The organism is Terrabacter sp. Soil811 (genome assembly GCF_001429655.1).
Taxonomy (GTDB): domain Bacteria; phylum Actinomycetota; class Actinomycetes; order Actinomycetales; family Dermatophilaceae; genus Terrabacter.
On the sequence record NZ_LMSX01000012.1, the window covers coordinates 27,822 to 41,998 of the forward strand.

General features: G+C 71.9%; 14 protein-coding genes. 7 read left to right on the forward strand and 7 right to left on the reverse strand.

Translation table 11 applies throughout. The features are described from left to right. Positions 1–94: 94 nt before the first annotated feature. The 3 genes from yidD to rpmH are packed head-to-tail and all read right to left on the reverse strand — an operon-like array spanning position 95 to position 972. Positions 95–469: a membrane protein insertion efficiency factor YidD gene (yidD, locus tag ASH01_RS20250; protein WP_056780855.1), complete on the reverse strand. Its 375-nt coding sequence runs from the start codon at positions 467–469 to the stop codon at positions 95–97. After that, positions 466–816, reverse strand: coding sequence for a ribonuclease P protein component (gene rnpA, locus ASH01_RS20255; protein WP_056780456.1), 351 nt, complete (start codon positions 814–816; stop codon positions 466–468). Before rnpA ends, yidD begins: the two co-directional genes overlap by 4 nt. A gap of 18 nt (positions 817–834) precedes the next feature. Continuing rightward, positions 835–972, reverse strand: a complete 138-nt coding sequence (gene rpmH / locus ASH01_RS20260) for a 50S ribosomal protein L34 (protein ID WP_020141619.1) — start codon at positions 970–972, stop codon at positions 835–837. Positions 973–1,514: 542 nt separating this feature from the next. On the opposite strand from rpmH, the gene dnaA reads away from it, so the two are divergent. Then, on the forward strand, positions 1,515–3,158 hold the full coding sequence (dnaA, locus tag ASH01_RS20265; protein ID WP_056780458.1) for a chromosomal replication initiator protein DnaA: 1,644 nt from the start codon (positions 1,515–1,517) through the stop codon (positions 3,156–3,158). Between the two features lie 58 nt (positions 3,159–3,216). Here dnaA and ASH01_RS20270 read toward each other — a convergent pair whose 3' ends face one another. After that, positions 3,217–4,212 carry an NAD-dependent epimerase/dehydratase family protein gene (locus ASH01_RS20270; protein ID WP_056780858.1) on the reverse strand — a complete coding sequence of 332 codons (996 nt, stop codon included), beginning with the start codon at positions 4,210–4,212 and terminating at the stop codon, positions 3,217–3,219. Positions 4,213–4,330: 118 nt separating this feature from the next. Here ASH01_RS20270 and ASH01_RS20275 point away from each other — a divergent pair, with 118 nt between their 5' ends. The 5 genes from ASH01_RS20275 to ASH01_RS20295 all read left to right on the forward strand — a co-directional run bounded on the left by ASH01_RS20275 (position 4,331) and on the right by ASH01_RS20295 (position 10,077). Further along, on the forward strand, positions 4,331–5,116 hold the full coding sequence (locus tag ASH01_RS20275) for a TetR/AcrR family transcriptional regulator (RefSeq protein WP_082620065.1): 786 nt from the start codon (positions 4,331–4,333) through the stop codon (positions 5,114–5,116). A 658-nt stretch (positions 5,117–5,774) separates the two neighbouring features. Further along, positions 5,775–6,902, forward strand: a complete 1,128-nt coding sequence (gene dnaN, locus ASH01_RS20280) for a DNA polymerase III subunit beta (RefSeq protein ID WP_056780461.1) — start codon at positions 5,775–5,777, stop codon at positions 6,900–6,902. A 140-nt stretch (positions 6,903–7,042) separates the two neighbouring features. Next, positions 7,043–8,179 (forward strand): phosphogluconate dehydrogenase (NAD(+)-dependent, decarboxylating), encoded by a 1,137-nt coding sequence (gnd, locus tag ASH01_RS20285; RefSeq protein WP_056780463.1) that lies wholly within the window; start codon positions 7,043–7,045, stop codon positions 8,177–8,179. A gap of 19 nt (positions 8,180–8,198) precedes the next feature. Further along, positions 8,199–9,497, forward strand: coding sequence for a DNA replication/repair protein RecF (gene recF, locus ASH01_RS20290; RefSeq protein ID WP_200958980.1), 1,299 nt, complete (start codon positions 8,199–8,201; stop codon positions 9,495–9,497). After that, positions 9,490–10,077 (forward strand): DUF721 domain-containing protein, encoded by a 588-nt coding sequence (locus ASH01_RS20295; RefSeq protein ID WP_056780466.1) that lies wholly within the window; start codon positions 9,490–9,492, stop codon positions 10,075–10,077. The genes recF and ASH01_RS20295 overlap by 8 nt, the downstream gene beginning before the upstream one ends. A 46-nt stretch (positions 10,078–10,123) precedes the next feature. Here ASH01_RS20295 and ASH01_RS20300 read toward each other — a convergent pair whose 3' ends face one another. Then, entirely contained in the window at positions 10,124–10,654 is a 531-nt protein-coding gene (locus ASH01_RS20300) for a hypothetical protein (protein WP_056780470.1), read from the reverse strand. A 60-nt stretch (positions 10,655–10,714) separates the two neighbouring features. On the opposite strand from ASH01_RS20300, the gene ASH01_RS20305 reads away from it, so the two are divergent. Beyond that, positions 10,715–12,193, forward strand: a complete 1,479-nt coding sequence (locus ASH01_RS20305) for a protealysin inhibitor emfourin (protein ID WP_056780472.1) — start codon at positions 10,715–10,717, stop codon at positions 12,191–12,193. Positions 12,194–12,201: 8 nt separating this feature from the next. Here the strand turns inward: ASH01_RS20305 and ASH01_RS20310 are convergent, their stop codons facing one another. Next, positions 12,202–13,527, reverse strand: coding sequence for a hypothetical protein (locus ASH01_RS20310; RefSeq protein WP_056780474.1), 1,326 nt, complete (start codon positions 13,525–13,527; stop codon positions 12,202–12,204). Then, entirely contained in the window at positions 13,524–14,030 is a 507-nt protein-coding gene (locus tag ASH01_RS20315; protein WP_056780477.1) for a SigE family RNA polymerase sigma factor, read from the reverse strand. The genes ASH01_RS20310 and ASH01_RS20315 overlap by 4 nt, the downstream gene beginning before the upstream one ends. Positions 14,031–14,177 lie beyond the last annotated feature (147 nt).

Here is a 14,177-nt window from a genome sequence, read left to right on the forward strand (position 1 = left end):
GTGTTTCCTCTGTGGTCTGGTGGGCCGGCCGGTTCAGCTCGGGCTCGAGGTGTCTGGGCCACTCACCACTGATCGGCAACCATATGCCGGTTGGTCAGGTCGTGGGTTCGCGGTGGGAGACCGCGTGCGGGACTGCGTGCGGGGCGTGCTCGTCGTGCTGGTGGTCGTGCTCGTCCTCGGCGGTTCCGGCCGGACGGAAGTCCTCCGGCCGCACGTCGTTTCGCGTCGCCCACGTCTGGGGAACGGGGTCGACCCCGCCCGGGTTCCACGGGTTGCAGCGGCCGAGCCGGCGGATCGCGAGCCAACCACCACGTAACGGTCCGAACCGGGTCAGCGCGGTGACGGCATACGCCGAGCAGCTGGGGTAGAAGCGGCAGTTGGGTCCGGAGAGTGGGGAGACGAACCGCTGGTAGAAGCGGACCGCCAGCAGCAGGGGCGCCGCGAGCACCTGGTTGACCGTGGGGCTCATGGCCGGCACGCCTTCTCGAGCTGGCGCCCGACGGCGAGGTCGAGCTCGTCCCACGTCGCCTCCGCCGCGGCCGGGTTGGCGCGCACGACGAGGTCGAGGCCGGTCGGCATGCCGGTCAGCCGGGTCGCGACGCTGGCGCGCAGCCGGCGCTTGGTCCGGTTGCGCACGACGGCGTTGCCGACGGCCTTGGACACAACAAAACCGACGCGCGGCGGAAGTTCCGCACGCGCATCGGTCCGGTTGGCATGCACGACGATGAGTCGCCCGCCTGCTCTGCTGGCGCCGGGCCCGCGTACTGCCGTCGTGAAGTCCGTCCGCTCACGCAGTCGGTGACGTGCCGGCAGCACGCCGCGGCCTCCGGCTGCTCAGGCCGAGAGCTCGGCGCGGCCCTTGCTGCGGCGGCGGGCGAGGATGGCGCGGCCGGCGCGGGTGCGCATGCGCAGGCGGAAGCCGTGCGTCTTGGCGCGGCGACGGTTGTTCGGCTGGAAGGTGCGCTTGCTCACGAGGTTCTCCGTAGGTTGCAGGGGCCCGTCCGACGTCACGACGACGTCGGTCCGGCTCCCGTTGTGGGGCTGTCGGTGGCCGATGCGACCGCAATCGGCAAGCCCGTGGAGGGCCGAGGGGGTCCGGCTGGGCCGGGCTCGGGGCCATGGGCATGCGAAAGAGGTCGCAGACACGCTCGGTCAACGATACGGGAGCCGTCGAGAGAGGGTCAAACCGACGGAGCCGCCCCGGGCGAGCAGACCAAAACTCACGATCCTCGAAGGTCCCACGGCGATTGCAAGCCGACACGCCGTCCGGCCGGAGATCTGTGGACGACTCGATTGTCACCGGCGAGCCTGCGGCTGTAGGTTTTCGACTCTCACGATCCTCGCCACCCCATGCACAGGCTGTGGACAAACGTGTGGACAACAGGGCATCGTTCACCAGGACACGGACGGACCCCGCAGGTCCGACCCCGGCGCACTCGAGCCCTTGCTCGAGACGAACCGAGCCGGGATCGCAACAGGTGCAACGGAATTGACTCAGGGGCAGGTGGGATCAGGTGGCCGAGACAGGCGTCGATTACGCGCAGATCTGGCAGCAGACGCTCGGCACTCTCGACTCGGTGGGCCTGTCGAACCAGGAGCGCGCCTTCGTCCGGCTGTGCCGCCTCGTCGGCGTGCTCGACCAGACGGCGCTCGTGCGTGCACCCAACACGTTCACCAAGGACTTTCTCGAGCAGCGGGTGCGTGAGCAGATCCACGAGGCCCTCGCGAGCCAGCTCGGCCACCCGGTCCAGCTCGCGGTCTCGGTCGACGAGAGCCTCGAGACGGACCTCGGCATGATCAGCGACGAGCCGAGTGGTCAGGTCCACGACGGCTCGCGCAGCGGTCCGGGCGCCGGACAGATCGGGGGCGCCGGCTCCGGCTCCCCGTCCGGCAACGGCTCCGGGGCCATCGGCGGCCACCAGAACGGCGGCTACGGCCAGGCCGCCCACAACCCGCTGCGCGACCTCGCCGAGAGCGCACCAGCGCTCAACGGCGCCGACCTCGACGAGCCACGGCAGCCGACCTACGAGTCGCAGACGCGGATGGAGCTCGGCCCCGACCCGCTCAGCGGTGGCGAGAGCGGGCCGCTGCGCCTCCAGCAGCGCCCCGAGCCCAGCTCGCCGGGCGACACCAGGCTCAACCCGAAGTACACCTTCGACACCTTCGTCATCGGCGCGAGCAACCGTTTCGCCCACGCGGCCGCGGTCGCGGTGGCCGAGGCCCCGGCCAAGGCGTACAACCCGCTCTTCGTCTACGGCGAGTCCGGGCTGGGCAAGACCCACCTGCTCCACGCGATCGGGCACTACGCCCGCACGATGTTCCCCAACGTGCGCGTGCGCTACGTGAACTCCGAGGAGTTCACCAACGACTTCATCAACAGCATCCGCGACGACAAGGCGAGCGCGTTCCAGAACCGCTACCGCAGCGTCGACGTGCTCCTCATCGACGACATCCAGTTCCTCCAGGGCAAGCTGCAGACGCAGGAGGAGTTCTTCCACACCTTCAACACGCTGCACAACGCGAACAAGCAGATCGTCATCACGAGTGACCTGCCGCCGCGCGAGCTGTCCGGCTTCGAGGACCGGATGCGCACCCGCTTCGAGTCGGGCCTGCTCACCGACGTCCAGCCGCCCGACCTCGAGACCCGCATCGCGATCCTGCGCAAGAAGGCGATCCAGGACCGGATGAAGGTGCCGGACGACGTCCTCGAGTACATCGCGACGAACTTCAGCACGAACATCCGCGAGCTCGAGGGCGCACTCATCCGCGTCACGGCGTTCAGCAACCTCAACCGCCAGGCGGTCGACCTGCCCCTAGCGGTGATCGTCCTCAAGGACGTGCTGCCCAACGAGACGCCGAACCAGGTGACCGCGGCGACAATCATGGCGGTGACCGCGGCCTACTACGCGGTGACGCTCGAGGACCTCTGCGGCTCGAGCCGCTCGCGCCAGCTCGTGACGGCCCGCCAGATCGCGATGTACCTCTGCCGCGAGATGACCGACCTCAGCCTGCCGAAGATCGGCCAGCACTTCGGCGGCCGCGACCACACGACGGTGATGCACGCGGACCGCAAGATCCGCGAGCTCATGGGTGAGCGCCGCGCGATCTACAACCAGGTCACCGAGCTGACCAACCGGATCCGCCAGCAGTCGCACTGACACCCGAGCACGCCCGCTGACGCGGCCCGATGGCGTATGCCGTCGGGCCGCGTCGGCGTCAGGCCGCGGCTCCCGCGTGGGCCGGCCTCGCAGCCTTGGCCGCGCGCCGGGCGGCCACGGTCGCCGCCAGCGCCTCGTCCCACGGGGTCGGTGCGAGCCCGAACGTGCGCTGGGTGAGCTCGGAGTCGAGGACGAAGGGCCGCTCGAACTGGTGGCGGGTCTCGCGCAGCTCGCGCATGAAGGGGACGACGATGCCGGCCGCGGTGCCGAGCGGCCGGGGCAGCACGCGTACCCGACGCTGCTTGACGCCGGCGACGCGCGCGACGTCGCCGGCGGCCTCGTCGAACGTGCGGGCCGGCGCGGTCGGCACGTGCCAGGCCCGACCCCAGCCGTCGTCGCCGGCGGCGACCCGGGCTGCGAGCCGGCCGACGTCGGGGACGTAGGTCCACGAGTGGGCCGCGTCGGCCCGGCCGGCGGGCACGAGGGGCGGTCGGCCGGCGAGCAGCGCGTCGATGACCACATCGCCCAGGTAGCTGGTCCGCGGCGTCGTGCCCGGTCCGAAGTAGTCGCTCGAGCGCAGCTCGGTGACGCGCAGCCGGCCGGCCTCGTGGCGGGCCAGCGCCTCGGTCCACATGTCGGCACGGATGCGGCCCTTGTGACCGGACGGCCGCATTGGGTCGTCCTCGTGCATGGGCGCCTCGACCTCGCCGTAGCCGTAGAGGTTGCCGATGATGACGAGGCCGGCTCCGGACTCCTCGGCGGCGGTGAGGGTGGCGGCGGCGATGGGCGGCCAGTCGGTGTCCCAGGTCATGTAGCTGGGCGGGTTGACGGCGTTGACGATGCTCGCGGCACCGCGCGCCAGGGCCGTCAGCGCGGACGCGTCGCTCGCGTCGACGGCGACGACCTCGACCGCGTCCGGGTGGGTGTCCTGCCAGGGGCGTTCGACGACCCGCCCCGAACGGGACGCGAGGGTCACGGTGTGGCCGAGGGCGACGAGTGCGGCGGTCGTCGAGCGGCCGACGCCGCCGGCGCCGAGGACGAGGTGGTGGGTCATGGTCTGCTCCTTCGAGATCGTGGCGTGAGCACCGCTCACATTTCGATGGTGGCAGCAGTCGGCGACGAAAGCAAGAGCACTGCTCACATTTTCGCGCGAGATGTGGCAGGCTCGGTCCATGGACCCGTTCGACGTCACACCCGCGGACGCATCCGCCCATGCACCCGCCGATGCACCCGCCGACACGCCTGCCGGCCCGCTGGGCAAGCGCGCCCGGAACCGGCTCGCCGTCGAGGCCGACATCCTCCGCGTGGCGCGTGAGCACCTGGCCACTGACGGGGCGGCCGCGCTCAGCCTGCGCGCCGTCGCCCGCGACCTCGGCATGGTCTCCTCCGGGATCTACCGCTACGTCGAGAGTCGCGACGAGCTCCTCACCCGCCTCATCGTCGACTCGTACTGGTCACTCGCCGCTGCCGTCCGCCGCGCCCACGACACCGTCCCCCACGACGACCTCGAGGCACGTTGGGACGCCATCGGCCGAGCCCTGCGCGCGTGGGCGGCCGACCGGCCGCACGACTTCGCGCTCATCTACGGCTCTCCGGTCCCGGACTACGAGGCCCCGTCCGAGCGCACCGAGGAGCCGGGCACGGCCGTCCTCGTCCTTCTCGTCGCCCTGCTCGACGACGTCCGGGCAGCGGACCGGCTCGCCGACCCCCGGCGGCTCGGCCTCGTGCCGGCGCGCGCCGAGGCCGGTGTCGGCGCACTGCTCGAGGCACCGATGTTCGCTCTGACGCGGCTCGACGCCGTCGCCCTGACCCAGGGCCTGGCCGCCTGGACCCTGCTGCTCGGCGCCGTGACGAGCGAGGTCTTCGCCCAGCTGGGCCCGGTTCCGGACGGCGAGGCCCTCTTCGAGTGTCTTCTCGCGGCCTCGCGACGGTGCGTCATCGCGCCGGCCGGTGACTAGTCGGCCCACTCCGGGACGGCTGCACCCGCCCAGGCACACGGCATACGTCCACATCCGTCCACAGGTTTGTCCACACCTGTGTGCACAGCGTGACCTCCCCGTGACCCGAGGCCCGTAGACGCGACGAGACCGAGGACCACAGAGTTGTCCACCGCCTGTGGACAACTCTGTGGAAGCCGTGGGCCGGACCGTGCACAGGTGACTAGTCATCAATCATTTCAAATCGGACATATCCCGACCGCTCTTCCACACGCCTCTGTGGAAACGTGTGGACGACGGCCGGAAAGCTGCGGACAACCCACGGGCTTCCTGTGAGGACGATGTGCACGGCCGAGATCCGTCCACAGGGCGGGGCCGCCGCATCCGGCGCGACCCCACACGCCGTGCACACCCCCATCGGCAGGCTGACCTGCACCGACGCCGGTTGTCCACAGCATCCACAGCACCTATGACTATGACGAGATCCCAGTCATAGAGGGGAGCCCCGACAACGAGGGTCCGACCGGACGCCCAGGGCCGGCTCGAGAGGGTCCACGGACCCGGCGGGCAATCGCGTGATTTCGCCGCCTCGGCGATTCGGGGAGTGTCTGTGGTGCCAGTCACCGGCAGGCACTAGTGTCTGAGCCCCAATGTCCTTCCCCGTCGAAGTGAGTGCACCGTGAAGTTTCGGGTTGAGCGAGACGTCCTGGCCGAGGCCGTGACCTGGGTGGCCCGTGGGCTCCCGGCGCGCCCGCCGGTTCCTGTGCTCGCTGGCGTGCTCGTCGACGCGAACGAGGACGGCACGCTGACGCTGTCCGCCTTCGACTACGAGGTGTCCGCGCGCATCACCGTGCCGGCAGACGTCGCCGAGGCCGGCCAGGTGCTCGTGCTCGGTCGCCTGCTCGCCGACATCTCGCGCAACCTGCCCAACAAGCCGATCGACGTCAGCACCGACGGCAGCAAGGTCAACGTCGCCTGCGGCTCGTCCCGCTTCGCGCTCCGCGAGATGCCGGTCGCCGACTACCCGACGCTGCCGCTCGCGCCCGAGACGAGCGGCACCATCGCCGGCGACGTCTTCACCCAGGCGGTGGCCCAGGTCTCGATCGCCGCCGACAAGGGCGACACCCTGCCGATCCTCACGAGCGTGCGGATGGAGATCGACGGCGACAAGGTGACCCTCCTCGCGACCGACCGCTACCGCCTCGCGATGCGCGAGCTGACGTGGAGCCCGTCGGCCACCGACGCGAGCCACGTCGCGCTCATCCCGGCTCGCCAGCTCTCCGACACGGCACGCGCCCTCGGTGCGTCCGGCTCCGTCGAGCTCGCGCTCGGCCAGGGCGGCGACGGCCTCATCGGCTTCGAGGCCGGCCAGCGCCGTGCGACGACGCGTCTGCTCGACGGCGAGTACCCCAAGGTCACCTCGATCTTCCCCACGTCGGTCGACACCGAGGCGGTTGTCGAAACAGCGGCGCTCGAGGAGGCCGTCAAGCGTGTCGCCCTCGTCGCCGAGCGCAACACCCCGGTGCTGCTGAAGTTCACCGACGGCCAGGTCGCCATCGAGGCCGGCACCGGCGACGACGCCCAGGCCTCCGAGGCCGTCGAGGCCACGCTCAACGGACCCGAGATCCAGATCGCGTTCAACCCGCAGTTCCTCCTCGACGGCCTGCACGCCGTCGGCACCGCCTGGAGCCGTCTCTCGTTCACCCAGCCGAGCCGCCCGGCCGTGCTGACCGGCCAGGCCGAGGCTGACTCCGAGCCCGACACCAGCTACCGCTACGTCCTCATGCCGGTCCGCTTCGCCAGCTGACACCCACCTCCCGCACCGCGCTCGCGGCGCACCCGAGCGCCCGGTGCCGTATGCCGCCGGGCAGGCGTAGCCTCGAACCGCGTCACCCGCTCCGCCCCGCACGCTTCCCCGCCAGACTCCCCCGCAGAAAGGCTCGCGACATGCAGCTCGGTCTCATCGGTCTCGGCAAGATGGGCGGCAACATGCGCGAGCGCTTGCGTCGCGCGGGCCACGAGGTCGTCGGCTTCGACCGCAACCCCGACGTCGCCGACGTGCGCACGCTGCCGGCGCTCGTCAAGGCCCTCGAGGCCCCGCGCGTCGTGTGGGTCATGGTGCCGGCCGGCGACCCGACCCGTGAGACCGTCGCCAAGCTCGCCGAGCTGCTCGAGCCGGGCGACCTCGTCATCGACGGCGGCAACTCGCGCTTCACCGACGACTTCGAGAACGCCAAGCTGCTCGGCGAGAAGAAGATCGGCTACGTCGACTGCGGCGTCAGCGGTGGCATCTGGGGCCTCGAGAACGGCTACGGGCTCATGTGCGGCGGCGACAAGAAGTGGGTCACCAGGGCGATGCCGATCTTCGACGCGCTGCGGCCGGACGGCCCGCGCGACGAGGGTTTCGTCCACGCCGGCAAGGTCGGTGCCGGGCACTACACGAAGATGGTCCACAACGGCATCGAGTACGGCCTCATGGCTGCCTATGCCGAGGGCTACGAGCTGCTCGAGAAGAAGGACATCGTCACCGACGTCCCCGGTGCCTTCAAGGCGTGGAGCCGCGGCACCGTCGTGCGATCCTGGCTGCTCGACCTCATGGTCGACGCGCTCGAGGAGAACCCCCACCTCGACGACGTGTCCGACTACACCAACGACTCCGGCGAGGGGCGCTGGACCGTCGAGGAGGCCATCGCCCTCTCCGTGCCGATGCCCGTCATCTCGGCCTCGCTCTTCGCGCGCTTCGCCTCGCGCCAGTCGAGCTCGCCGACGATGCAGGCCGTCGCGGCGCTGCGCGGCCAGTTCGGCGGGCACCAGGTCATGACGATCGCCGAGGGCGAGAAGCTGCGCCAGGGCGACGTGCCGGCGGCCCCGGCCAAGAAGGCCGCGGCGAAGAAGGGCGCCTCGCGTCGCTCCGCGACGAAGCAGGCGAGCAAGCGTGCGTCCGCGACGGCCTCGCAGGCCAACGTCGGCGCCGCGAAGAAGGCCGCCTCCTCCGGTCGGGCGTCGGCGACGACGGCCACCGACATGGCCGACTCCGCGCGCGGCCAGAAGCGCGCGGCGAAGAAGACCGCCAAGAAGGCCTGAGCAGAGCGCCGCACCCTCCTTGCACGTCCGTCACCTGACCCTCAAGGACTTCCGCAGCTACCCGAGCGCCGAGCTCGCGCTGACGCCGGGCGTCACCACGCTCGTGGGTCTCAACGGCCAGGGCAAGACGAACCTCGTGGAGGCGGTCGGCTACCTCGCCACGCTCGGGTCGCACCGCGTGGCGACGGACCAGCCGCTCGTCCGGTTCGGCGCGGCCCAGGCGATCGTGCGTGGGGCCATCGTCCGCGACGACCGCGAGACGATGGTCGAGCTCGAGATCACGCCGGGTCGCGCCAACCGCGCCCGCCTCGGGCGCTCCCCCGTCTCGCGGCCCCGCGACGTGCTCGGCACGGTGCGCACGGTGCTCTTCGCGCCCGAGGACCTCGCGCTCGTCAAGGGCGACCCTTCGGAGCGGCGGCGCTTCCTCGACGAGCTGCTCGTGCAGCGACAGCCACGGTGGTCGGGGGTCCGGTCCGACTACGACAAGATCCTCAAGCAGCGCAACGCCCTGCTCAAGTCCGCGGCGCCGGTGCTTCGCAAGGGTGCCCGTCGCCCGCCGCGTCCGCCGCGCGACGGCGACCAGCCGGTCGACGAGGCCCGCGAGGCGGCCCTGCACACCCTCGACGTGTGGAACGACCATCTCGCCTCGGTCGGGGCCCAGCTGCTCTACGCACGGCTGCGGCTGCTGCGCGACCTCGTGCCCGACCTCTCCGAGTGCTACGACGCGGTGAGCGCGGCCGCCTCGAACGCACGCGCCACCTACAAGAGCTCCCTCCACGAGGACCTCGCCAAGCGGCTCGCGGCCGGTGAGGTCCCCGAGATCGAGGAGCTGCGCACCGGGATGCTCGACACCCTCGAGCAGGTGCGCTCCAGCGAGATCGAGCGGGGAATCTCCCTCGTCGGGCCCCACCGTGACGACCTCGTCCTCTCGCTCGGCGAGCTGCCCGCCAAGGGGTACGCCAGCCACGGCGAGTCCTGGAGCTTCGCGCTGGGACTCAAGCTCGCGGCATACCGGCTCCTGCGCCGCGACCTCGGCGACGACCCTGTGCTCGTGCTCGACGACGTCTTCGCCGAGCTCGACTCCGGCAGGCGCGAGCGGCTCGCGGCGCTCGTCGCCGACTGCGAGCAGGTGCTCATCACCGCCGCGGTCGGGGCCGACGTGCCCGACGTGCTCCGCGAGAACGGCACGACGTATGCCGTCGTGCTCGGTCAGGTCCAGGCCGCGGGCTCCGTGGGTGCGTCCGTGAGCGAGCCACCTCAGGCCCTCGCGGAGGACACCGCCGGCGATGAGTCGGGTGGGGAGGGCGACGATGAGTGACGACGCCCCCGGGGCCGAGCCCCCCGACACGGCGGCCGGTGCTGCCGAGGACGCTCCCGCGCCGACCGACGAGGACACCCAGATCGCCGACGCGGCGGCCTCGGCGCTGGCGCGGGCGCGGGCCGGAGCGGCCGAGAAGGGCCTGCGCCCCGGCATGCGGCCGAAGAAGCGACGCCGACCGATCGGTGACGCGCCGGTGCTGTCCGGCTCGGCCCGCGACGGTCGCGACCCGGCCCTGCTCGGTGACCAGCTCGACCGGCTGCTGCTCGACCGCGGCTGGAAGGTCGACGTCGCGGTCGGCTCGGTCATGGGCCGCTGGCCCGAGATCGTGGGGCCCGACATCGCCGGCCACGTCGAGCCGCTCACCTTCGTCGACGGAATCCTCACGGTGCGCGCCGACTCGACGGCCTGGGCCACGCAGATGCGCCTGCTCGCCTCGTCACTGCTCGCCCGGATCGACGAGGAGATCGGGGCCGGCGCGGTCAGCGAGCTCAAGGTCGTCGGCCCGAGCGCGCCGTCGTGGAACCGCGGCGCCCGTCGCTCCCCCGACTCGCGAGGACCGCGCGACACCTACGGCTGATCGGCGGCGCCGCTCAGACCTCGCTCAGACCTCGCTCAGATCCCGCTCAGACCCCGCTCAGGCCGATGACGACGACGGTGGCGACGAGCAGCACGGTGCCGGCGATGACGACCCAGGCGAGGACCCGCGGCACGCGCCGGGATCGCGCCGGCGCGGAGGCGTCGGTGTCCTCGGTGTCCTCGGTGTCCTCGGTGTCCTCGGTGTCGGTCTCGACGGCCGCGCGCTCGACGGCGGGCAGGCTCTCGGTTGTGGTCGGCGCCGGCGGTGCGTCCGGCTCGGCCGCCGGCCCTCTTCCGGCGGTCGGCGCGACCGGCCCGACGGCACCGTGCAGCGCCGAGCCCAAGGCGTCGGCGATGGAGGACAGCACCTCGGCGACGACGGGAGGCAGGGGCGCACCGCCGGGTCCGGTGACGGTGGTGCGTCGCGTGACCGAGCCATGGGCACGCGACAGGTCGACGGAGTCGAGGCGTCCGTCCGGTCCCGGGTCGACACCGGCCGCGAGCAGCTGGGCCCGCACCTCCTCGGGCAGCGCGTCCCACGAGTCGTACTCGCGGCCCCCGACGTTGATCGTGATCACGCTGCGAACTGTAGGACCGCTCGGAGGGCGGGTGTCGGTGTTCCGACGCAGACTGTCGTCATGACCTCGACGCAGCCAACGCCGCAGACCCGGACGCCGCACTGCACGATCGTCCCGCCCTACATGCTCGAGGCCCTGGCGGCCAGCGACGAGCCGGCCCTGGCCGCCCATGCCCGCGAGGCGCTCCGGCACGACGAGGAGCTGCGCTCCTCACGGCACACGCCGACAGCCCGCCCGACCACGCGACGGGCCCCGCGTCGTGAGGACGTCACGTCGCCGACGGCCCACGGCACGGGACCGCACCGCACGATCGCCGACGCCCAGGGCAGCCAGACGACCCCGGGCACGACGGTGCGCACCGAGGGCGCGGCCGCGAGCGGCGACGTCGCGGTCAACGAGGCCTACGACGGACTCGGGGCGACCTGGGAGCTGTGGTCGACGGCCTACGACCGCGACTCGCTCGACGGCAAGGGGATGCCGCTGCTCGCCACGGTCCACTACGGCCGCAACTACGACAACGCCTTCTGGGACGGCTCGCAGATGGTGTTCGGCGACGGCGACGGGGTCGTCTTCGAGCGGTTCACCCAGAGCCTCGACGTCATCGGGCACGAGCTCGCCCACGGCGTCACCGAGCACACGGCCGGCCTGCTCTACCAGGGCCAGTCGGGCGCGCTCAACGAGTCGATCTCCGACGTGTTCGGCGTCCTCGTCAAGCAGAAGACACTCGGCCAGAGCGCCGCGCAGGCCGACTGGCTCGTCGGCGCCGACCTGCTCAACCCTTCGGTCCAGGGTCGCGCCCTGCGCGACATGCGCAACCCCGGCACGGCCTACGACGACCCACGGCTCGGCAAGGACCCGCAGCCCGCGCACATGGACGACTACGTCGAGACCCAGGACGACAACGGCGGGGTCCACATCAACTCCGGCATCCCCAACCGCGCCTTCGTGCTCGCGGCCGACGCGATCGGCGGCAATGCCTGGGAGGGCCCGGGCGCGATCTGGTATGCCGTCGTGTCGGGTGACGGCATCAAGGCCGACTGCGACTTCGCGACGTTCGCCGGCCTCACCGTGGCCGCCGCGGGCAGTGCCCACGGTGACGGGTCCGCCGAGCAGACGGCCGTGCGCTCGGCGTGGGAGCAGGTCGGCGTGCTCACCGCGGCTGCCGGTGCTCCGGTCGGTGAGGCGGGCGGCGCCGGCGGTTCGACCCCGACGCCTGGTCCGGCAGGGGGCGGGCCCTCCGGACAGGTCCCGGGCGCCGACGCCCAGGTGCTCCTCCGTCGCTCTGGTGGCTTCGCCGGCCAGGTCCGCGAACGCCGCCTGGCCCTGGGCGACCTGTCCGAGCGGGACGCGAAGGACTGGCAGCACCTGCTGGCCGCACCGACTCTCCAGCGCATCGCCGCCTCGACCGAGCGCACCCACCCCGACGCGTACATCTACTCCGTCGTGTGCGACGAGGCCGGCTGCGACGTGACGCTCCAGGAGCCCCACCTGCCCGAGGCGATCCACTCCCTCTTCGAGCGCACCCTCGCCGACGACTGAGCACGCGCTCAGTTGTCGGCGAGGAAGTACGGGTCCTCCCCCTCGGGGATGTCCGTGTCCCGGGCCCGACCCGGTGCGACGACGATGCACTCGCCGTCGAGGGTGCAGCGCTGCAGGCTGCGGTCCCCGGTCGTCGCACCGACCTGCACGGTGACGGTGCCGTCGCCCCCCATGCGATAGCTGACGGGTGAGGCGCCACCACGTGCGCTGCTGCTGCCGCCCTCCATCACGACAGCGCCGTCGCTGGTGCGCACGACAACCAGTCCGCCATAAAGGAACGTCCGGTCGGGGTCCAGCTGCGAGTCGTCGAGCCCGTCGATGTAGCCGGTCGCGAGCAGGTAGGCGCCGTCCGTCGAGAACGCCCGAAAGACGAGCGGCCCGCAGAGCCGCCAGATCGTCCGACCTGAGGTGAGGTCCGTCAGCTCGTTGCAGACCTGCTTCGAACCCGGCTTCGGTGCCACGCCGACGAGGGCCGTCCCACGGGCGGCATCGACGAGTGTGGGGGATCCGGCGACCGCTCGGCGTGTTCCCGTGGCGACGTCCCACGCGACCGAGCTGCCGGTGAAGCCTCGGCTGGCATAGACGACGGGCCCGACGATCCCGACGGCGTCGTACCCGGGCGACTCGGCGTTCGCCACCCCCTGAGGAGCACAGTCGCAGGTCGAGGCCGCGAGCCGGCCGATGCGGGCCCCCGCGGCGTCGTACGCCGTGAGCGAGCCTCGCGACTCGATGACGAAGACGCTGCCGTCGGCGTTGACCGTGCTGGACTCGCCGTCGAGCCGCACCGTGTTGGCCCCGGTCGAGTCCACGACGTAGTAGACACCGGTCTCCCCCTGGGCCACGAGCCACCCGCCACCGGCCAGCCGCGCGAGCGAGCCGCCGGTCAGCTTGCCGGTCAGCGCGATCTGCCTCGTCCCGTCGTAGATGACGCCGTCCGCGACGTAGGGGACGGTCGTGGTCCCGGTCGGCCCTCCCGTGGCGAAGTGGACCGTGACCGGCGCGGGCGCGCCGTCGGCGGTGAGGGTCGGGATCGACGTGGGAGTGGGGGCGCTGCTGGCGCTCCCGGTCGGCGTGGACGGTCGCCCCGTGGGGGCGGTCGTCGACGCCGACGGTCCGACGGGCAGCGGCCGGTCACCGGTCGGTCGCACGGCGGACCACCCCACCGGCACGGCGACGGCCAGCACGAGGCCCGCCACGAGCGCGGTCCCGCCGAGCTCGCGGCGTCGGTTGGAGCGGTCGCGAGCGATCGCGCGCTCCGCGAGGTCGGCCACGACGCGTACGCCCTCGCCGCGCTCGTCGAGCACCTGCTTGAGACCGGGGTCGATGGGGTTCATGCCGTGGCCTCGCTCATCCGGGAGCGCAGCGCGGAGATCGCGCGGCTCGTGTGGCTCTTGACGGTGCCGATGGAGCAGCCGAGCACCTCGGCGGTCTGGGCCTCGGTGAGGTCCTCGTAGTAGCGCAGCACGACGGCCGCCCGCTGCTGGCGCGGCAGGCTCTGCACGTGGTGCCAGAGGTCGATCGACGTCGCCGGGTCGAGCCCGGGTGCACCTGGCGGGTCGAGCACCTCGAGGACGTGGCTGCTCGGTGACTCGTGGCGGCGCAGCAGTCCGCGCCAGCGGGAGTTGTTCTCGTTGACCATGACCCGGCGCACGTAGGCGTCCGGCAGCTCGGCGACCTGCACGCGGTCCCAGTGGCGGTAGACCTTGGCGAGCGCGTTCTGCAGCAGGTCCTCGGCGGCGTCCCGGTCCCCGCTCAGCAGGTAGGCGAGTCGGGCGAGCGACTGCTCGCGCGCCCTGACGTAGGCCGTGAAATCGGCCCTCCGCTCTGCATCGTCCATGACCCGCGTCCCCTGTTGTCGGCTCGTCCCGGCACGTGCCGGCACCCATCCAGACCGTCATCCGCACGGAAAGGTTGTCCGCGCAGTGTCCCGACTCGAGCCTTCGCGCGGTGGCGCCTCACGTCACGATCGGGGACGGTCTGCCCG

Excerpts from the sequence above, each read along its gene's own strand:
- ASH01_RS20315 (WP_056780477.1), bottom strand. The coding sequence starts at position 14,030 with ATGGACGATGCAGAGCGGAGGGCCGATTTCACGGCCTACGTCAGGGCG.
- gnd (WP_056780463.1), top strand. The coding sequence starts at position 7,043 with ATGCAGCTCGGTCTCATCGGTCTCGGCAAGATGGGCGGCAACATGCGC.
- ASH01_RS20270 (WP_056780858.1), bottom strand. The coding sequence starts at position 4,212 with ATGACCCACCACCTCGTCCTCGGCGCCGGCGGCGTCGGCCGCTCGACG.
- ASH01_RS20295 (WP_056780466.1), top strand. The coding sequence starts at position 9,490 with ATGAGTGACGACGCCCCCGGGGCCGAGCCCCCCGACACGGCGGCCGGT.
- ASH01_RS20275 (WP_082620065.1), top strand. The coding sequence starts at position 4,331 with ATGGACCCGTTCGACGTCACACCCGCGGACGCATCCGCCCATGCACCC.
- ASH01_RS20310 (WP_056780474.1), bottom strand. The coding sequence starts at position 13,527 with ATGAACCCCATCGACCCCGGTCTCAAGCAGGTGCTCGACGAGCGCGGC.
- yidD (WP_056780855.1), bottom strand. The coding sequence starts at position 469 with ATGAGCCCCACGGTCAACCAGGTGCTCGCGGCGCCCCTGCTGCTGGCG.
- ASH01_RS20305 (WP_056780472.1), top strand. The coding sequence starts at position 10,715 with ATGACCTCGACGCAGCCAACGCCGCAGACCCGGACGCCGCACTGCACG.